Source organism: Nonomuraea sp. NPDC049141 (genome assembly GCF_040648415.1).
Taxonomy (GTDB): Bacteria; Actinomycetota; Actinomycetes; order Streptosporangiales; family Streptosporangiaceae; genus Nonomuraea.
In genome coordinates, this window is sequence record NZ_JBEZDR010000005.1 from 84,343 (window position 1) to 103,124 (window position 18,782).

The 18,782-nt window shown below is 66.8% G+C and carries 21 protein-coding genes and 1 tRNA gene; 11 read left to right on the forward strand and 11 right to left on the reverse strand.

Annotated features, from left to right (window positions below):
* The first annotated feature begins 3 nt into the window (after window positions 1-3).
* A complete protein-coding gene (locus AB0B91_RS16400; RefSeq protein WP_358019593.1) occupies window positions 4-345 on the forward strand; it encodes a metallopeptidase family protein in 342 nt (113 codons plus the stop codon).
* Between the two features lie 109 nt (window positions 346-454).
* Window positions 455-1,720 carry an MFS transporter gene (locus AB0B91_RS16405; RefSeq protein WP_358319446.1) on the forward strand — a complete coding sequence of 422 codons (1,266 nt, stop codon included), beginning with the start codon at window positions 455-457 and terminating at the stop codon, window positions 1,718-1,720.
* Here AB0B91_RS16405 and AB0B91_RS16410 read toward each other — a convergent pair whose 3' ends face one another.
* Entirely contained in the window at window positions 1,721-2,017 is a 297-nt protein-coding gene (locus AB0B91_RS16410) for a PspC domain-containing protein (protein WP_358319449.1), read from the reverse strand. It lies immediately after the preceding gene.
* Between the two features lie 90 nt (window positions 2,018-2,107).
* On the opposite strand from AB0B91_RS16410, the gene AB0B91_RS16415 reads away from it, so the two are divergent.
* On the forward strand, window positions 2,108-3,262 hold the full coding sequence (locus AB0B91_RS16415) for an acyl-CoA dehydrogenase family protein (protein WP_358319452.1): 1,155 nt from the start codon (window positions 2,108-2,110) through the stop codon (window positions 3,260-3,262).
* Between the two features lie 56 nt (window positions 3,263-3,318).
* Window positions 3,319-3,391 (forward strand) — tRNA-Lys (locus tag AB0B91_RS16420).
* 381 nt (window positions 3,392-3,772) lie between these two features.
* On the opposite strand, the gene AB0B91_RS16425 is transcribed toward AB0B91_RS16420, so the two are convergent.
* Window positions 3,773-4,324, reverse strand: a complete 552-nt coding sequence (locus AB0B91_RS16425) for a hypothetical protein (RefSeq protein WP_358319455.1) — start codon at window positions 4,322-4,324, stop codon at window positions 3,773-3,775.
* Between the two features lie 135 nt (window positions 4,325-4,459).
* Between AB0B91_RS16425 and AB0B91_RS16430 the strand changes: the two genes are divergently transcribed.
* Window positions 4,460-4,615, forward strand: coding sequence for a hypothetical protein (locus AB0B91_RS16430; protein WP_358320824.1), 156 nt, complete (start codon window positions 4,460-4,462; stop codon window positions 4,613-4,615).
* A gap of 174 nt (window positions 4,616-4,789) precedes the next feature.
* Here AB0B91_RS16430 and AB0B91_RS16435 read toward each other — a convergent pair whose 3' ends face one another.
* The 4 genes from AB0B91_RS16435 to AB0B91_RS16450 all read right to left on the reverse strand — a co-directional run bounded on the left by AB0B91_RS16435 (window position 4,790) and on the right by AB0B91_RS16450 (window position 8,997).
* Window positions 4,790-5,515 carry a VOC family protein gene (locus AB0B91_RS16435; RefSeq protein WP_358319457.1) on the reverse strand — a complete coding sequence of 242 codons (726 nt, stop codon included), beginning with the start codon at window positions 5,513-5,515 and terminating at the stop codon, window positions 4,790-4,792.
* Between the two features lie 595 nt (window positions 5,516-6,110).
* Complete coding sequence (locus AB0B91_RS16440) at window positions 6,111-7,166, reverse strand: ATP-binding protein (RefSeq protein ID WP_358319459.1); 1,056 nt, start codon at window positions 7,164-7,166, stop codon at window positions 6,111-6,113.
* Window positions 7,166-8,695, reverse strand: coding sequence for a circadian clock protein KaiC (gene kaiC, locus AB0B91_RS16445; RefSeq protein WP_358319462.1), 1,530 nt, complete (start codon window positions 8,693-8,695; stop codon window positions 7,166-7,168). The genes AB0B91_RS16440 and kaiC overlap by 1 nt, the downstream gene beginning before the upstream one ends.
* On the reverse strand, window positions 8,692-8,997 hold the full coding sequence (locus AB0B91_RS16450; RefSeq protein ID WP_357653770.1) for a circadian clock KaiB family protein: 306 nt from the start codon (window positions 8,995-8,997) through the stop codon (window positions 8,692-8,694). The genes kaiC and AB0B91_RS16450 overlap by 4 nt, the downstream gene beginning before the upstream one ends.
* Window positions 8,998-9,083: 86 nt before the next feature.
* On the opposite strand from AB0B91_RS16450, the gene AB0B91_RS16455 reads away from it, so the two are divergent.
* Window positions 9,084-9,317, forward strand: coding sequence for a hypothetical protein (locus tag AB0B91_RS16455; protein ID WP_358319464.1), 234 nt, complete (start codon window positions 9,084-9,086; stop codon window positions 9,315-9,317).
* A gap of 240 nt (window positions 9,318-9,557) precedes the next feature.
* Here the strand turns inward: AB0B91_RS16455 and AB0B91_RS16460 are convergent, their stop codons facing one another.
* A complete protein-coding gene (locus AB0B91_RS16460) occupies window positions 9,558-9,758 on the reverse strand; it encodes a GlsB/YeaQ/YmgE family stress response membrane protein (RefSeq protein ID WP_358319467.1) in 201 nt (66 codons plus the stop codon).
* A 624-nt stretch (window positions 9,759-10,382) separates the two neighbouring features.
* Here AB0B91_RS16460 and AB0B91_RS16465 point away from each other — a divergent pair.
* The gene (locus AB0B91_RS16465) at window positions 10,383-10,583 is read left to right on the forward strand and encodes a hypothetical protein (protein WP_358138084.1); all 201 of its coding nucleotides are present in this window, start codon (window positions 10,383-10,385) and stop codon (window positions 10,581-10,583) included.
* Window positions 10,584-11,259: 676 nt separating this feature from the next.
* Here AB0B91_RS16465 and AB0B91_RS16470 read toward each other — a convergent pair.
* The 4 genes from AB0B91_RS16470 to lgt form a co-directional block, all read right to left on the reverse strand.
* The gene (locus tag AB0B91_RS16470; protein WP_358319470.1) at window positions 11,260-11,949 is read right to left on the reverse strand and encodes a hypothetical protein; all 690 of its coding nucleotides are present in this window, start codon (window positions 11,947-11,949) and stop codon (window positions 11,260-11,262) included.
* A 279-nt stretch (window positions 11,950-12,228) separates the two neighbouring features.
* Window positions 12,229-12,789, reverse strand: a complete 561-nt coding sequence (locus tag AB0B91_RS16475; protein WP_358319473.1) for a dihydrofolate reductase family protein — start codon at window positions 12,787-12,789, stop codon at window positions 12,229-12,231.
* A gap of 56 nt (window positions 12,790-12,845) precedes the next feature.
* The gene (locus tag AB0B91_RS16480) at window positions 12,846-13,886 is read right to left on the reverse strand and encodes a hypothetical protein (protein WP_358319475.1); all 1,041 of its coding nucleotides are present in this window, start codon (window positions 13,884-13,886) and stop codon (window positions 12,846-12,848) included.
* Between the two features lie 160 nt (window positions 13,887-14,046).
* Window positions 14,047-14,847, reverse strand: a complete 801-nt coding sequence (gene lgt, locus AB0B91_RS16485; protein ID WP_358319478.1) for a prolipoprotein diacylglyceryl transferase — start codon at window positions 14,845-14,847, stop codon at window positions 14,047-14,049.
* Between the two features lie 112 nt (window positions 14,848-14,959).
* Between lgt and AB0B91_RS16490 the strand changes: the two genes are divergently transcribed.
* The 4 genes from AB0B91_RS16490 (at window position 14,960) to AB0B91_RS16505 (ending at window position 18,780) form a co-directional block, all read left to right on the forward strand.
* Window positions 14,960-16,087: a sensor histidine kinase gene (locus AB0B91_RS16490; RefSeq protein ID WP_358319479.1), complete on the forward strand. Its 1,128-nt coding sequence runs from the start codon at window positions 14,960-14,962 to the stop codon at window positions 16,085-16,087.
* The gene (locus AB0B91_RS16495; protein ID WP_358319481.1) at window positions 16,084-16,728 is read left to right on the forward strand and encodes a response regulator transcription factor; all 645 of its coding nucleotides are present in this window, start codon (window positions 16,084-16,086) and stop codon (window positions 16,726-16,728) included. The genes AB0B91_RS16490 and AB0B91_RS16495 overlap by 4 nt, the downstream gene beginning before the upstream one ends.
* A gap of 247 nt (window positions 16,729-16,975) precedes the next feature.
* Complete coding sequence (locus AB0B91_RS16500; RefSeq protein WP_358319483.1) at window positions 16,976-17,821, forward strand: peptidoglycan-binding protein; 846 nt, start codon at window positions 16,976-16,978, stop codon at window positions 17,819-17,821.
* A gap of 65 nt (window positions 17,822-17,886) precedes the next feature.
* Window positions 17,887-18,780, forward strand: a complete 894-nt coding sequence (locus AB0B91_RS16505; protein ID WP_358319485.1) for a peptidase inhibitor family I36 protein — start codon at window positions 17,887-17,889, stop codon at window positions 18,778-18,780.
* The last annotated feature ends 2 nt before the right edge of the window (window positions 18,781-18,782 follow it).

Here is an 18,782-nt window from a genome sequence, read left to right on the forward strand (position 1 = left end):
AGGGTGATCGAGGTTTCGCGGGAGAAGTTCGAGGAGCTCGTAGCCGAGGCGTTGGACACGATTCCCCCAGGTCTGACCCGGGCGATGAGCAATGTCGTCGTCACGGTCGTCGACGATGCGCCCGAACCCAACCTGCTGGGCCTGTACACCGGAATCCCCCTCACTGAGCGCGGCGATTGGTACTCCGCAGTCCTGCCCGACCGTATTGAGATCTACCGGAACCCGATATGCCAGATTTGCGATACCGAGGACGACGTGGTCGACGAAGTACGCATAACGGTCGTCCACGAGGTCGGGCATCACTTCGGCATCGATGACGCCCGGCTTCATGAACTAGGCTGGTAACCGTTCGCAATGGGTTGGCTGCTTTGGGTTGCGGGCTGCTAAAGGATCGGGCACCTTAGGTGACATAGCGAGCACTCTGAGTCAGGCACAGCGGAGTCCAATGGGGGCCATGCGGACGCGACGGCTGCTGGGACGGCATCGCCGCGCCCTCCAACGCCAAGCCACATACGGCGAGGTCATCGCCATCAGGGAGTTTCGCGCGCTCTGGTACGGCCAGGGCCTCTCCCTGCTCGGTGACCAGCTCGCCCAGGTGGCGCTGGCCGTCCTTGTCTATGACCGCACACGATCACCGCTGGCGACCGCGGCCGTCTACGCGCTGACCTACCTGCCGACGATCCTCGGCGGCCCGCTGCTGGCCGGCCTGGCCGACCGGTTCGCGCGCAGGGGCGTCATGATGACGTGCGACCTGCTCCGCGCGGGCCTGGTGGGCGTGATGGCGCTCCCGGGGGTGCCGTTCCCCGTGCTGTGCGGGCTGGTGTTCCTCGTGGTGCTGCTCAGCGCGCCGTTCTCGGCCGCGCGCGCGGCACTGCTGCCCGAGGTGCTCGAAGGCGACCGGTACGTCGTCGGCTCCGCCTTGCAGAACATGACGAACCAGGGCATCCAGATGCTCGGTTTCGCGGCCGGCGGCGCGATGATCGCCACGATAGGCCCCTACCGCGCGCTCGCGCTCGACGCGATCACGTTCCTGGGCTCCGCGTTGATCCTGGTCATCCGCGTACGACCACGTCCAGCCGCCGCCCGCGAGGGCGCCAGGCCGTCGATGTGGGCGATGACCAGGGCGGGAGCCCGCCTGGTCTTCGGTGACCGAAAACTCCGCACCCTCGTGCTCTTCGCGTGGCTCTGCGGCTTCTACATCCTGCCGGAGGGCCTGGCCGTCCCCTATGCGGCGAAGCTCAGCACCGGCGCCCTGTCGCTCCCGGTGGTCACCGGACTGCTGATGGCGGCGATGCCGACGGGGACCGCGGTGGGGGCGTTCTTTTTCAGCAGGTTCGTCACGCCGCCGCGGCGCCTGCGCATGATGGGGTGGATGGCCATGTTGAGCTGTCTGCCGCTGGTCGTGACCGCGCTGCGGCCACCGTTGGCCGTGGTGCTGGCCGCGTGGTTCCTGTCAGGGGTTGGTGGGGCGTACCAGCTCGCGGCGAATGCCGCTTTCGTTCAGTGCGTACCGGCGGATCGACGGGGTCAGGCGTTCGGCCTGGTGCAGTCGGGGCTCATGGCCGTACAGGGGATTGGGATCTTGATCGGCGGGTTCGCCGCGGAGAGACTCGGCCCAGAGCCGGTGGTCGCGCTGGCCGGCGTCATCGGTGTGACGGCCGCGGCCGTGCTCGCCATCCTCTGGTCCGAGTCCCGCGCCGAGACCCCCGCCCCCGCCTGATCACTGCTGCGGCTTCTGCTCGCCGCTGTAGTCGGTGTGGTCCTGCCAGGTGGACTTGGCCTGCTGCTTGTCGAGCAGGTCCTGGACGATCGAGGCGTCCCGGCCCTCTTCCGGCATGAGCAGCCAGCCGACCGCGTACACGCCGATCCCGAGCCCACCGAACAGCGTGACGATCGCCAGGCCGATCCTGATCAGGTTGGCGTCGATGCCGACGTACTCCCCGATCCCCGAGCAGACACCCGCGATGATCCGGCCGTTGTTGGTCCGACGAAGCTTCTTGACGTTGTATTCGCTCATGCCTCAAGAGTGCCCTTCGGCCCGGCGTTCGCACATCAGGATTCCCCCTGGTAGAACCCTGGTAGGCCCTTACTTACGGAAGGACGATCGATGGATGATCTGTTGCGCCTGGACGACCGGCTCAACGGCGACCAGCGGCTGATCCGCGACACGGTCAAGTCCTTCGTCGCCGACCACGTCCTGCCGTACGTCGGCGACTGGTTCGAGCAGGGCACCTTCCCCGCCCGCGAGCTCGCGCCCGCACTGGGCTCGCTCGGCCTGCTCGGCATGCACCTGGAGGGCTACGGCTGCGCCGGCACGGACGCCATCTCCTACGGCGTCGCCTGCCGCGAGCTCGAAGCCGGAGACTCGGGTCTGCGGTCCTTCGTCTCGGTTCAGGGATCGCTGGCGATGTTCCCCATCTGGCGTTATGGGTCCTCCGAGCAGAAAGATCAATGGCTGCCCCCGATGGCCGCCGGTGAGGCGATCGGCTGTTTCGGCCTGACCGAACCCGACCACGGCTCCGACCCCGCCAACATGCGCACGTACGCCAAACGAGACGGCTCCGACTGGATCCTGAACGGCTCCAAGATGTGGATCACCAACGGCTCGATCGCCGACGTGGCCGTCGTATGGGCCCAGACCGACGAGGGCATCCGCGGCTTCGTCGTACCGACCGATACACCCGGCTTCTCCGCCCCTGAGATCCACAAGAAGCTGTCCCTTAGGGCCTCCGTCACCTCGTCCCTGTACTTCGACGACGTACGCCTGCCCGCCTCCGCCGTACTCCCAGGCGTGTCCGGCCTCAAGGGCCCTCTCTCCTGCCTCTCAGAAGCCCGCTTCGGCATCATCTGGGGCGTCGTGGGCGCGGCCCGCGCCTGCCTGGAGGCGGCGGTCTCGTACGCGAAGACCCGCATCCAGTTCGACAAGCCGATCGGAGCCTTCCAGCTGACACAGGAGAAACTCGCGTGGATGTACGTCGGGACGGCCCAGGCCGGCCTGACGGCCCTGCATCTGGGCGCCCTGAAGGAGGCCGGAAAGCTGGAGCCCCGGCAGATCAGCTTCGGCAAACTGGCCAACGTACGGGCAGCGCTGGACATCGCCCGCCAAGCTCGGACGATCTTGGGCGGGAACGGGATCACGCTGGAGTACCCTGTGATCAGGCATATGAACAACCTGGAGAGCGTGCTCACCTACGAAGGCACCCAGGAGATCCACACACTGGTGCTGGGCGAGGCGCTGACGGGGCTCGCGGCTTACCGGTGAGGGGGCGAAAGGGCGTCGCGTGGGGGGCGGTAATCTCTGTACCCTTGCTGTTGCTGGGGGCGTTAGCTCAATTGGCAGAGCTGCGGACTTTTAATCCGTAGGTTCCGGGTTCGAGCCCCGGGCGCCCTACCTCAATGACCTGGGCGGACTCCCCGATCTCCATGATCAAGAAGTCCACCCAGTTGCAGTTAACCCCAGAGAGCGTCGAACGGCGGCGAGAACACGGGCCGCCCGCCGCACCAAGCCTCACCCGCCGACCAGGGGCGCGCCGCCGCCGTACAGATACAGCACGACGATCGCCATGCTGTGGCCAGCCATCGCACGGGGTAGGGGGCGATCGACGGTCCGGGACTCCGTGCCTCAGCCCCGGCCCACCGGGGAACCAGATTGCTGTCCTGCCTCGGACTGGTGCTCTGCGGTACATCAACCGCTAGGTCAACCCGCGCTTACACCGGCCCGTCGCCCGAGTCGCGCGACCTCAGATCACATGTCGAGCAATGGAAGGGCACGTTACGCCTCACTGGCAACAGCTTCCTTTGGTGCGGCCCTAGGCGCGGCGATCAACCCGATGGCCATGATCAGTCCATACGCGAGAAAGGGCCAGCCGTACGGTCGGCGAGGTCCCCACTCGTCGAAGATCGTCGTCACTCCCACCAAGACGACGACAGCACTCAGCGCCCAGCCGATCACCATCGCCACTGGACGGGTCCGCCTCCACATCAACAGGAGCGCCAGGGCCCCGGCCGTGACGATCCCCGGCCAGGCCATCAAGACGTAGTCCCAGGCGTAGTTGTAGTTCCAGCCGTAGGTGGGATCATCGTGGCTCTGACCGATGATCGTGTCCTCCAGCGTCCCGTACAGCGAGCCCCCGACAAGGGAGAGAGGGAAGGCCATCAGGATCATGGCCATCACTCCGAAGGCTGCGTCGCCAAGATAACCGTCATGGGTCAGCCATGTCAGCGTGAGTACAGCCGCCGCGTACCCGCACACGATCAAGACCGTCGGCAGGCTGCGGACCTGAGCGATAACTCGGATCATAGGATGCCCTTCCATATCGATCACTTGACGGGACGAATGCAGAGGGCGAATGCACATCTCAGGGGCTTGCCAACAGGCTCGCTGGGCTGGTGTTGAGCGTAGTAGAGGGCCTCGTACTCCTCCGGCGGGATGTTGCCGATCGAGGAGTGCAGGCGGGTCGTGTTGAACCATTCGCCCCATGACCAGCACCGCGAACTGCTCGTGATCACCGACTGGCTGACCGCCCTGCTGGGGTGCGTGCACTACGACCTCGGGGAGCGAGAAGAGGCCGAGACCGCCCGACGTGCAAGCTCGCGGCCTGGCCCGCATCGGTGACCGCTGCTGGCTCACCGGGGATCGTGGCTGACCACCACGCGTTTCTCGCCGTCGTGCAGCACTCGCCCGTCCTCCAGTGGCACCGCTCGCCCCTGAAACCGTCCAGCAACAGCCCGAACCACCAGCGACGACATAGCGGAGGTAGCAAGGGCACCATGCGTCGAGCGTCTTCCGTCAGCCCTGATAGAGATCGATGCGGTTCCCATTGGGATCTGCCACGCACGAAGACCGCGGCTTCCACGGCTTGTCCACCGGCGGGTAGACCTCGATGGCCCCGGCATCAACGGCGCGGCGGTGCGCAGCGTCCACGTCCTCGACGAGCAAACCGAACCGAGACACCCCGGCTGGACCGTCCTGCTTGCCATGCTCGTTGGCCTCATGCGCGACAGTCAGCAGGAAGAACTCCTCACTCGGCCAGGCACCGAACTGGAACGAAGAGATCCCCTCGTTGAACACCGCGTCGAACGCGGCCCGGTAGAAGGCGATCGACTCGGCCAAGTCTGCGACGTTGATCGTCACCTGGACGATGCGCGGGGTCTTCAGGTCAGGCATAGCCACTCCGTGTTCGATGTAGTGGTCCACAACGCGGACCATGCGGGACAGAACCTCGGCGCGATCCACCAGCCGCTCTCGGTGCTGGTGCAGCACGGTGCGCAACGACTCGCCGTCCGGGTCGTCCATGACGACGCGAACAGCGTCGATCGGCACATCGACGCGCCGTAGCGCACAGATCAGCCTGGCTTGCCGGACCTGCTCAGGGCGATAGCGGCGATAACCAGTGACCGGATCAACGACCGCCGGCCGCAGCAAGCCGAGTTCGTCGTAGTGCCGTAATGCATGGATCGACAGGCCGCAAACCAGAGCGAAGACACCGATACCCAAGAGATTGTCGCTACTCACTCAGACAGCATCCGGTCTCGGGCTACCCGAGAGTCAAGCGGGCTTGGCCCCAACACGACCGCACTGCCAGTCCGGCTCGGTTCGTGCTTATGATCTTCAACGACGTGTGTGGTCGGTTAGCCGCCGGGTTGCAGTTCGGGTTGCAGTACGAGGCCGTTCAGAGCCGTTCAGGATGGACCTCGTATGCCCTCTGACCTGCATTGAACGATCTGGAACGGGCCGGACTGGATCTTTTAATCCATAGGTTCCGGGTTCGAGCCCCGGGCGCCCTACTACTCCACACTCGATCTGACCTGCGATTTCTCGATTCTCGGGGCCTCGCGGGGAGGCCGAGATACGCCGTCGGCCGCTCGCTGGTTGCTCTTCGGCACGGTTCCGGCACATCACCGGGCATCCCGGCTCCTGGATGGGGCCCGTTTTTCAGGCCAGAGCTACAGGAAGGCCAGAGAACACCAAGCCGGGCAGCCCGATCCGGGTTTCGCCTGCTACCACATCAAGACTTGATCAAGCCGCTTTCCCCGCAGATACCAGCATTACACGGGCGGCCGACGTATCGAACTCCTCGCGCGAGTTCTTGGCACCCACAGGCGAACACTTAGAACGGCGGTGCCTGGGGTAGACGCAGGCAAAAGCAAGCGCCTCCTTGTTCGCCCGGTTCGAAGTAGGTGTCGCCACCGTTGGCCTGGGCCAGGCTTTGGACGATCCACAGACCCAGCCCCGAGCCCTCGGTCTCCCGCTGGGTGCGCGATTCACGGCTGAACCGCTCGAACAGGCTCGGCCGGAACTCTTCGGACACGCCGGGCCCGTTGTCGCACACCCGGATCTCCACGCCGTCGGGCTGCTCGGCTACCCGTACCTCGAACGGCGGGGCTCCGTATCGGAAGGCGTTCTCCAGATAGTTGATCAACATCTCTGACAACTCGCTACGATCCACCAGAGCCCGGACTTGGGGATCGCACGACACGTACACGTCCTTGGGCCGATCGGCGAACTCGGCCAGCCGTTCGAGGATCACCTCCAGCACCGGCACCGGCTCCACAGAGACCCGCACGGCGTTCGCATCGATCTTCGCCACGGTGAGCAGCTTCTTGACCAGTGCCTGGAGATTCGCCGTACGAACCGCGATGCGGTCGAGGACGTCGACACGCTCCTCGTCGGAAAAGCTCTCCTCGGGCTCACGCAGCATGTCCACCAGCAGGCCGATCCCCGCCAGCGGGTTGCGGACTTCATGGGCAACCACGGCGATCACCCTGCTGTGGCGTTCGAGTTCTGCTTCGAGCTGCTGTTCGGCCTCGCGCCGGAGAGTGAAGTCGCGCAGCGCGGCGACGTACAGGTGTTCTCCTGCCACCGTCGCGGTGGTGGCGCGCATCTCGACCACTCGCGTCTGGCCGCCGGGCAGCATCAGGTCGATCTCGGTCGATTCGCCGTTGACGACCGGGTAACCGAACGGGGTGCCGATGAGTTCGTCCGACGGCCGGCCGAGCAGTTCCTCGGCGGCGGGGTTGCAGATCCGGATCACACCGTCCTCGTCGACCGCGACGATCCCGTCCGCCAGCGCCGCCATGACCATATGTCCGGCGTCGCGTCCGGGATCGGAGAGCCGCATCGGTTCGGTGTTCGGCCTCTCCGCGCTGTCGCGGGGCTCACCCATCAGCTCTCATCCTGGTCCCCGGCCGTTGCGCGGTCTGGGTCGATCGGCCACTCCGGGTGGCGTGGCAGTACGCAGGCGTCGGAGAGCATGTGGAAGGCTTCGGTATAGGGGTCACCGATGTGCATACCGGCACCGTCGATGGCGACCTGGCGGATGGTGTGGTCATGTGCCGAGCCGCGCGTCTGCAGGACGGCGATGGCACGCCGGACCACACCCGCCCCTTCGATGTAGGGCAGCAGGATCGTCACGTCGGCGATGCTGGCGACCTCCATGATCGGCGCTGTGAACATCGATGTTCCCCCGCCGGTCGGTGCGGAGGTGAACAGGGTCGTGATCTCGTGCTGCCGCACGACCCCGCCCAGTGCGATGACGAAATCCAGCAGTGTCCGCGGCGTCGCTCTCCGCTCAAGGGCGGAGAGACCGTCGATGATGAGCCGAGCGGGGGCAAAGTCCTCGGTGTCTCTCCTGATACGCAGGAAATGATCCTCCACTGAGGCCACTTCCGGGTACGTGGCAGTTACTCGGAGCAGTCCCGACGCCTCCATGACGTCCAAGTCCAGACCCCAGCCAGCGGCGTTGCGGCCGAGTTGCCCGCGAGTCTCGTCGAAGGCATGGAAAAGACAGCGTTCGCCCGCCTGGAACGCGGCATCGGCGAACTGCAGAGCCGCCAGGGTCTTTCCGCCGCCGTACGACCCGATGAGCAGGACGACCGCGTCCCGGAAGACACCACCGCCCACCATGGCGTCCAGCTCGATGTTCCCGGTGGAGACCCGCTCCTGCGATGCCCGGTCACGTGGCACGAGGAACGCGACCGGGATGATGACCAGCCCGTCTTTCGGGTCGATGGTGAACAACCACTCCCCGGTGCGGTGAGTGGTGCCGCGGAACTTGACAATCTCGATCGTCCGGTGTCGTCTTTCGTCCCGCATGACGTTCCGCATGATCATGACGTTATCGAATACGAACTCCTCTATGCCTTGCCGGGTAATGTGGTTGTATTCTGCGTCGCGTTCGGCGGTCAGGACCGATGTGACCTCGAGCGACTCCAAGACCCGGGCGAGCCGATACAACTCACGGCGAATGAGTTCCCGATCGTCGAAACGCATGAAGACCGCGCCGAGCGAATCCAAGGAGACCCGTTTGGCGCCGATCTGACGCACGGCGCGATCGACGCGGGCCATCAGCGCGCCCAGGTCGTACGTCCCCACGGTGGGCGTCTGCTCACCGGCCTCCGGCGAGGCGTCGACGAACGTCCACTTTCCCTCGGCCTCCCAGCGTGCGATGTCGAAGCCCAGGGAGCCGACGTTGCGGCGGAGGTTCTCAGGTGTCTCGTCGAAGGCGACGAACACGCCGGGGTCACCGAAACCGGCGATGCCCCGGGCGAGGAACTCCAGGCAGAACAGCGTCTTCCCGGTGCCGGTCGTGCCGGCCACGAGCGTGGACCGACCGGCAGGAAGCCCCCCGATGGCGATGTCGTCGAAGCCATTGATACCGGTCGGTGTCCGCCCGACCGTGGCACTGCCCGTCATTGCGCCTGCCCTTCTGGGGACGATCTGCCCACCTCAGGAAGGCCGAGCAAAGCTGCAGCCCGAGCCTGATCGGACAGATCTCCGATAACCCGGAAACGTGGGAGCGGCTTGGTCCTGATCACGATTGGGATGGCCAGAATCCGCTCCTCCTCCGCGAGGTCCGGTTGTTCGGCGGCATCGATGACCTCGATCTCATGGCAGCCGGGAAGATAGGTGTCACACAGGGCCCGCAGATTCGCCACCGCGGCCAGCGACCGCGGTGTCTGCCCTACCACGTACAACCTGAACGAGTAGGTCGCCATCGGCGTCAATACCGCAGTGCCGTCAGGAACTCGTGTTCCGACTCGGCCGGAATCCCTATCATGACGCCCCCTCGCCGCACCGACCCGTGGCGGCCGACACGCTCATCACGGCCCTGGCCGCTTGCGCCTGGTGCCTATTGCGGCCGGTCGCCCCCCACCGGCGCCAGTCGGCCCCCACCAACCCCGGTATACCCCCGCTGACCGCCCGCTATCTGCCCGTCGATGTCGACCGACGGCTGTCCGAAGCCCTGCGGGAGCAACCGGTGAAGCTGCCGGCCATCGCCGCCCACACCGGGACCAGCCGTACCGGCCACCGCTGACCCACGACTACCTTCCGCCACGGTCTCAACCGCCCAAGCCCGCTCTGGCCGCCGTTGATGTCCCGTCCCAGCGAACCTGACGTAGCTCCGATGCTCTGAGTCACGTCCAGCGAAGTGGCGTATGAGTTGACCTTCGCGTGATCCAGTTCCGCTGGTCAGCGTGACACGCTGACGATCACGTCTCTCCGATCGGAGCGCCCTGGCGATTCCCCCTCAGAAAGGTCGCCGCCGTTTCCCCTGTCAAGACGGGAAGCCCTCGCCGAAGAATTCGCCGGTACCGCCGAGGTCGAAGAACAGAGCGGTGAGGGCGCCGTCGAACAGCGCACCCGCGATGCCGAGCAGGCATGTGACGACGATGCCTTGTACGTCCTTTCCACCCATGACGAGCTTGACGACGCATCCTACGATGAAGCCGAGAATGATCCAGGCGACGATGCCCATGACCGACTCCTGAGTGACGATGAATATGCTGGTCGGTTTCGTGTCGGATCATGACAGGAGAGTCGCCGCATTTCACCGCCTTCAGTTCGCCTTTCACTGCCCGTGCCGGCCGTACATGAAAGACGCCCCAAGCCTTTCCGACTCGTCCCGCACCTTGCATCGGCTACGTAGGACGAAAGCGACATCTTCAATATACGCCCAAAATTATCCCCGGAAAGCGCCAATCGAACTGAATTCCACCGAAGCGAGTACAATGGAGTCGCTAAAGATATTTAGCGCGCCGGCAATCACGTCGGCGCCGTCCGGGGCGTTTCACCACTGCGGCCCCAGCCGGCCGAGACGGCCGGTCGATCATGACGACAAGGCAAGTCACCTCACCTGCCGCCCGCGTTCCATTCAGACCTCCGGCCGGAGCATCCGCCCTACGGCTGAGCCTCGGACCTGCGCGCGGCCAGGAGGGCCCCGTGTACGGGCATTGTCCCTCTGGGGAGATCGCCCGCAGGACCGCACAGAGCCCAGGCTTGAGCCGCTGCCTGAATCCGGTTCTGATGAAAGGGGGCAACAGTGCCTGACAACTGCGTACTGATCATTCGATTTCACTCACTAAGCGGTGAAGATATCTCCATGATCAGTAAAGATTTCGATGGAGAGCAGGGGGCGCTCGAGGTGATCGCTCGCGCTCTTGACGAGCAGCGCAGCCTGGTTTTGACCCGCGCTAGGTACGACCGGGAGACCGAGACGAACGGCGTGGTCATCAACCTGGCCAACGTGGTGTTGGTGCGGGTGTCGAAGACAGACAGCGCCGAGGCGGGACAGTACCTGTAGCGGGAAAGCCGGCCCCGCGATTGACACCACTCCCGGCACCTTTGCGGCCGTCCTGGAATCGGCAACTCGATTGACGAGGAATCGGGCTCGGTCGGCTGTAGTGTTGTATGCAGGGCGTGCACTCTCATGTGCAACGGCCTGGAAGGGACGGCCCCGGCGCGAACACGCCGGGGTCGTTTTCGCGTCCAGCGAGCCCATGTTCACCGTGACGCCGGTCGGCACGGCAACATCCGCTCAGGCCACCATCGGCAGGCTGCGGTCCAGGCCCGTGATGCGCAGCAGCGCGGACATGTACGGGCGGGGAGCCGCCAAGGCGACTGAGGGGCCAAGATCGTTCCGGACAGCGGACCTTGCGGTGTGACTCTATGCGGCTATCGGTGGTGCGTAGTACTCGTTGACACCAGGGGTGAATGCTCGGCAGGTGCGCATCGGCATGCGATACGACATAACAGAGAGCGGCATTCTGTAGTCACGGTCATCTGATCGTGAGCCACGGTGCGACACGCCTCCGCGGTGTCGCCCCGTCGAGGCGGCGGTCATCGGCCTGGAGTTCCTCACCGGGGAACCGCAAGGTCATCGGCGTCGCCGATGACCACATGCTCTCCTTGACCGGCGTCCGGTTGAGAAGGGCAGGCTGTTGTGTTCCTGCCGTCCTCGGCCTTGTGATGTCCTCCGACTACCGTGTCGTGGCCGCGGCGGCGGCCGGAGTCACGACGCTCGTGGCCGCGGTGTGGCGGGCGCTGCGCAATGTGCTGATGCTGACCACGAGGGTCCACAGACTCCAGAGGGCGCCCATGCTGGCGGTGGTCCCCCAGCCCTGTGCGCTGTAGAAGTCGGCGGGGTTGTCGCCGAAGTACAGGGCCGGCAGGAAGGCGAGGTTGATCGCGGCGAGGACGTACGCGGAGCGGCCCACCCAGCGCGGGAGCAGGCCGAGCCTCGACACGGCGATTCCCAGGGCGATCAGGAACAGGCCCATGAGGAGTCGGGAGACGGCGCCCTGCATGAGGTACTGCGCCGCGGCGAAAGGCCCCTGCGCTGTCGTGTCGAGGTCGTGGTCCACCGAGATCGCCGCGCCCACCTCCATGGACTGGGGGACGAACACCATGGCCACCCAGAGCACACCCGCCGTCTGGACGATGCCGGCGATCCAGTCGTAGGCCGGGTTGACGTGGCGGATGAGCTGACGAAGTCCGATGAAGTAGACGATGTAGAAGGTGCAGCCGGTGATGCCGATGAGACTGCGGGTCAGGATGTCCCAGTCCGGTGGGGTCTCGTAGATGAAGTACAGCGGCACCTGCACGACGATGAAGAGGCTGGCGATGATGCCGAACAGGCCGGTGTACCTGCGGATCGTGGGTTCGGTCACGATGTTCCTTTGATCGTTTCCTTTGTGGATATTCGGGATGGGGCGTCGGTCGGCGATCCACGCCCGTCGCCGCTCGCGCTCGTGGCGAGATCGGCGCCGGCGCGACCCGGCGGGCCTGCTCGCCGCAGGGGTACACAACCCGCGCGCGGTAGAGGTCCTTCGCGGCTTCTTCCGTCGAACAAACCGCCGCTGCGGTCATCGCGGCGGCGAAGGCCGGGGCATATCGGGCCCGGTTACGCCGCTGGTCCATCACCTACCAGCAGCCCTGCCACGCTCCCGCTAGACGCGGTCGTACCGCATCACGACCACTTGCGCATCGTAGGTACGCGATTCGGCCAGCCTCAGACCCAGGCGCTCGTCGCGCGGGACGAACAGTGGGCGGCCGCCGCTCAGCACGACCGGGTGGACCGCGATGTGGTACTCGTCGATCAGGCCGTGGTCGGTGAGCGCGGCGGCCAGGCTGGAGCCGCCGGTGAGCAGCAGGTCCTTGCCGTCCTGCCGCTTGAGCTCGGTAACCCGCTCGGCGAGGTCGTCGCCGATGACCCGGGTGGCCCAGTCGGTCTCCTTCAGTGTCCTGGAGAAGACGATCTTGGGTGTGTCGCGCCAGAGAGGTGCGAACTTCAGGACGTGTGGGTGGTCCGACATCGACTCGGCGTTCGGCCAGAAGGCCGCCATGCCCTCCCAGACGCCGCGCCCGTACAGGAAGGTGTCGCAACGGTCGCTCAGCGTCTCGGAGTACGCCGACAGTTCCTCGCCCATCAGGGGCCAGTCGAACTCGCCGTTCGGGCCGTCGATGTGGCCGTCGATCGAGGTGTGCACCCAGTAGATGATCTTACGCATGTTTCGCTCCCGCTCTCTTTGCTCGCGAAGGTGGGTCGGAACCGGGGCGACGTTCTCTACATCATTCCGGCGCGAAATGTTCTCGGTCCTTTACGACGGCCGGTGGGCTTCAAACGGCGGCCCAGCAGCGCCAGCAGGACCACTGTGAGCAGCCCCAGGGCGGACAGTTCCAGCTTGTCGGCAAGGGTGACGGCGTTGGACACCACCCCGAACGCGGTGTGTCCCACCAGCGCCCCGCCGGCCAGGCAGAGGCTGTGCCGGTCCGTCCACTCGCCGCTCGCCGTCCACCGGCGTACCAGCCAACCGGTCAGCACGGCGAGGGCCGCCGCGCCCAGCATCGGCACGGCCACCCAGGCGCCGTGGGTGAAGGCGGGCTGACTGGCCCCGCCGAACGGGTACAGCAGCGCCAGATACCCGAACCCCGCCAACACCCCGAAGACCCCCGCCACCGAGGCCCCGACCCGCGCACCTCGCACCGTCGATGGGGCGGCGGACGCCTCGCGGAGTACGCGCAGGGCCACGAACGCGAGCAGCGCCACGGCGACCACACACCCCGCCAGGACCGCGACCGGCGCCTGGTAGCCGGGGTCGATGGAGGTTGCCACGGTTACCCGCAGCAGGAGTCCGCCCAGCACGAACACCACCCCGGCCACCACGAGTCCGGTCCGCTTCAGGTACGGCCGGTCGCGCAGGCTGGGGAAGATCAGGTCGGCCAGCAGGATCGGCAGCGCCACGCTGAACACGGCGTGGTAGGGCAGGTTGAGCTCGGTGTAGGCGCTGTTCAGCCCGAGGAATCTGGGCGCCCATCCGGCCACCCCGTACATGGTGGGGCTGCTGAGCGCCTGCAGCACCAGTCCCTCCTCGACGATGCCGTACGCCAGCCCGAGCAGCAGGATCGGCGGCCAGCCCCCGCCGCGCCGCCGTACCAGCTCACGGATCAGCACGGTGCCCGCGCCGTAGATCGGGATCCAGAGGAGCATCAGCCAGATCTTGCTGAGCGGCGGGTTGCCCAGCAAGAGCTCGGCGATGACCGGCGTGATCACCGCCAGCGTCAGCGCGGCGCGGCGGCCGCCCTTTGGCCTGTCGGGTGCGTTCATAGGGCCAGCGTGCCGGGTGGCGGGAGCCCGTTTCTGCTGGCGAACGGCCGGAACGTGGCAACCCCGGTTACTTCCGCCAGACACTTTGGATGCCGGTCTTGGTGACTTTGGTGGTGATCCACTCGGATGAAGTGCGGATCGGCTGGGCTGGTGGGGGTGGTCAGGGGCCAGTGGGCTGCTTCTGGCGGGTGGCGGTCAGGTAGGTGATCGCCGCCCCGAAGGCCAGCAGCGCGGTCCAGACGTTGAAGCGCAGCCCGAGGATGTGCGGGGCGGGGTCTATGCGCAGCCATTCGATCCAGGCGCGGCCGGTGGTGTAGGCCGCGGCGTACAGGGCGAATGTTCGGCCACGGTCCAGTCGGAAGCGCCGCTCGGCCCAGAGGACGAGGCTGGCCACACCCAGGTCCCACAGCGACTCGTAAAGGAAGGCCGGGTGGTAGGTGGCCGTGGATTCCAGGCCCGGCGGTCGGTGGGCGGGGTCGATCTCCAGCGCCCAGGGCAGGGTGGTCGGCCCGCCGTACAACTCCTGGTTGAACCAGTTGCCCCAGCGGGCGATCGCCTGCCCGAGGGCGATCCCGGGCGCGACGGCGTCGGCGAAGTCGCGCAGCGGAATGCCGCGCCGGCGGCAGGCCAGCCACGCGCCCAGCGCGCCGCCGGCCACGGCGCCCCAGATGCTGATCCCGCCCTCCCAGATCGCGAAGGCGCGCAGGGGGTTCTTGCCGGGGCCGAAGTACTGCTGCCAGTCGGTGGCCACGTGGTAGATCCGCGCACCGATCATGCCGAACGGCACGGCCCAGGCGGCGATGTCCCCGATCGTGCCACGTTCGCCACCGCGGGCGGTCCAGCGGCGCTGGGTGACCCAGATGCCGACGGCGACGGCGAGCACCATGAGCAGGGAGTAGGCGCGGATGGGCAGCGGGCCGAGGTACCAGACGGCTTGGGACGGGCTGGGGATGGCTGTCACGCCGTCGAGTCTGGCTCCGGTGTGGCTGCGCGCACATCGAACGGGACACCGATCGCCGGGTCAGTCGACTGGTTGATGCCGGACAGACGGGTGGCTGATTATCGTCGGTGCTGTGGAGTCCTGGGAGCGGTCCCGGCGTCGGTGGCAGCATGCCTTCTTCGCCTCGTGGCTGGTGCTGACCTCGGCCGGGCCGCTGATGGAGGTGCGTCAGGTCCTGCCGGTGGCGCTCGTGGCCGGGTTGGCCGCCTGGTACGCGGTGTGGTTCGTGCTGCGTACGCCTCCCGCGGGTGAGGTGCCCCTGCCCTATGTGGTCGGCGGCGGGTTGCTCTGGCTGGGGCTGTTCGCGATCGACTCGTCCTTCCTGGTGGTCTGCTTCAGCGTGCTCGTGCCGTACTGCATGGACGCCCTGCGCGTCGGGCTGGTCGCGGTGCTGTCGTGCGCCGGAGGGTGGTTGTGGCACAGCTACCACGAAGGCGGGTCGATCACCTGGACCGAGATCGCCATCACCGGGCTGATCGCGATCAGCGCGACCGCCGCGGTCGGGTACTTCTATTCGGTGGCCCGGCAGAGCGCCGAGCGCAAGGAGCTGATCGACCAGTTGCAGGCCGCCCAGGAGGCGCGGGCGGCGGCCGAACGGCAGGCGGGCGTGTCCGCCGAGCGGCAGCGGCTGGCTCGCGACATCCACGACAGCCTGACCCAGGGGTTCGCCAGCGTGGTGATGCTGCTGGAGGCGGCGCAGGAGCGGTTGCCGGACGACCGGCACCTGACCCAGGCGTTACGGGCGGCCAGGGAGAACCTCGCGGAAAGCCGCCGCGTGGTGCGGGCGCTGCGGCCCGGCGAGCTCGACGACGGCGGCCTGCCGGAGGCGCTGCGGCGGCTGTCGGGCCGGCTGTCCGACGAGACCGGCATCGACGCGCACACCGTGATCACCGGGGCGCTGCGGCCCCTGGACACGCACCTCCAGGTGGAACTGCTGCGGGTGGCGCAGGAGGCGCTCGCCAATGCCCGCCGTCACGCCCATGCCGAACATGTCACCCTTACCCTGTCGTACATGGAGGACCTGGTCGTGCTGGACGTCCACGACGACGGCGACGGCTTCGATCCCGAGCGGGCCGCCGCCGGCCACGGACTGCTGATCATGCTTGAGCGGATGGAGCAACTTGGCGGGACGCTTCTCGTGGAAAGCACCTCTGGGGAGGGCACCACGGTCGTGGCCAGCCTCCCGGCGGTGGCGCGATGACCGCGCGGGCGGCGATCCGGGTCCTGATCGCCGACGACCACCCGGTGGTCCGTGACGGCATCCGGGCGATGCTCGGCACCCAGGACGATCTGGAGGTGGTCGGCGAGGCGGTCTCAGGCTCGGACGCGGTACGGCTGGCGCGCGATCTGCGGCCGGATGTCACGCTGATGGACCTGCAGATGCCCGAGCTCGACGGCGCGGCGGCGATCAGCCGGATCCGCGAGCACGACCCCGGCGCCAGGGTGATCGTCCTGACCACCTATGACACCGACAGCGACATCTCCCGTGCCATCGATGCCGGAGCGATCGGCTACCTGCTCAAGGACACCCGCCGTGAGCAGCTGTTCGACGCCATCAGGGCGGCGGCCCGAGGCGAGAGCGCCCTGTCGCCGGCGATCGCGACCCGGGTGTTGTCATGGGCGCGCACCGACGCGCCCGGCGCGCTCAGCGGCCGGGAGATCGAGGTCCTGGGCGCGGTCGCCCAGGGGATGAGCAACAAGGCCATCGCCGCCCACCTGTGCATCAGCGAGGCCACGGTCAAGACCCACCTGCTGCACATCTTCGCCAAGCTCGACGTCGACGACCGCACCGCCGCCGTGACCGTGGCGGCCACGCGGGGGATCATCCGGCTCGGCGGCTAGGGCAGGTCTTTCGGCGTCCTTGGACAACCGGCCACGCCCCACAGGTATCAGCTGAACGCTACCTCCGTGTTGGTCGTGGGGTCGCAGCTCACCCGCCATCGGATCACCTGTGACATGCGCGTACGCCTGTACGAGGGCGCCTGTCGGACAGGCTGACAACACCGATCTTCTTGCGGACATGTGAGCAATCCGAAAAGTTGGCTTCCGCCGCACCGGAATCGCCTCAGCCCCCGCACCAGGAGTAACTATGAAGTTGCCGTCATACGCCGCTGCCCTCGTGCCGGCCGTCCTGTTCGCTTCGCTGATTGGAGCGTACGGGGCGTCGGCGGCACAAGCGGCCGACGCTGGGGCGCTTCCGAGCGTGAACATGGAAGCCACCGTCAAGGCGGCCCAGATCGACCCGCGACGGCCCGACAGCACGCTGACCCCGGGTGCCAAGGCCAGCGTGCTCCTCGTTGAGCAGGCGCTGCGTGACCGGCAGCTCCTCGACGCGAAGTGGGTGGACGGCTACTTCGGTTCCACGACGGTCACCGCCTTCGCCAAGTATCAGAAGTCTCTCGGCCTCACCGGTCTCGACGCCAACGGCCTGCCGGGCAAGACGTCGCTCGCCAAGCTCGGAACCGGCCGCTTCAAGGTCACCAACGCCATCGACTCGGGCGCCCGGGTGTCCACCGGCGGGTTCACCATCAACACCCGTACGCGAAGCATGCTGGCCGAGGCGAAGCGGCTGCTCGGCCGCAACCTCAAGCTGGATCAGGGGTCGTACAACCCCGGCGGCGACCCCACGTCCGCCGGCACCCACGACGGCGGCGGCGTCGTCGACATCTCGGTCGAGGGGATGAGTTCCGCCACCCGGACCTCGGTCGTCCGCGCGTTGCGCCTTGTCGGCTTCGCGGCATGGGTGCGTAACCCCCAGCAGGACGACTGGCCGTGGCACATCCACGCCACCGCCATCAGCGACACCGCCCTCTCCAGCCAGGCCCAGCACCAGATCGGTGACTACTACCTCGGTCTGAACGGGCTCGCCGGCCGTGGCCCCGACGACGGCCCGAAGGTGACCATCCGCACCTGGGAGGAGTACCAGCGCCGCTGACTCCACCCCCGTTGACCATCCGAAACACAGGCTCGCAGACATTCCGCAGACAGAAGGAGAACAACATGACCACGCTCACCAGGATCCTCGCCGCGACGACCGCCGCGATGGCGCTCGGCGGGACCGTACTCGCCACCTCGGCGCCCGCCTCGGCGGCAAGCCGCGACGGCGTCTGCGATACAGGCGAGTTCTGCTACTACTTCAACAGCGACAACCAGGGATCGGTCTCCGACTTCACCGGATCGATCGACGACTACGACACCACGCAGCCCACCTGCTACGACTTCAAGGGAGCCGGCGAGGGCAAGGGCAAATGCATCAAGAACGCCGCCGCCTCCGTCTGGAACCGCAGTAGCAAGCCCGTCCGCGTCTACTTCAACACCGGCTACGCCGGCACCTACCAGGACTTCGCCGCAGGCGCAAAAGGCAACCTGAACGCCAGCCTCAAGAACCAGAACGCCTCGCACCAGTTCAGCCCGTCATCATCGACGCGCACCAACATGTCGTTCTCGCTGTACGGGACCAGCGGCGGCGGCATCTCCTGCGGCTTCGACGGTTACACCTCCACCTCCGGCCGGCACGAAGGCATCGACATCGCCCGCGCCGTGGGCTCGAATGTTCGCTCCCTGGTGACGGGCCAGATCATCAACGTCGCACGTGGCGCCACCGGCAGGGCGGGACTTTCCACGATCGCCATCTACATCTCCTCGGTGAACAAGACGGTGATCTACCTGCACTCCGCTCCGCTGTCCTCCTTGCGCGTGGGCCAGCAGGTCACCCGCGGCCAGGTCATCGCCACCGAGTCGTGGCATGGGGTGTCGACCAAGGCATCCGCGCACACCCACGTCGAGATGCGCCCCGGACGGGTCACGCTCGCGGCCAAGAGCGTCGGCGACCCGAACCTGCAGAACCCGAACCCGACCTCGTTCTGGAACTCCCAGGGCTACAACGTCCGATAACG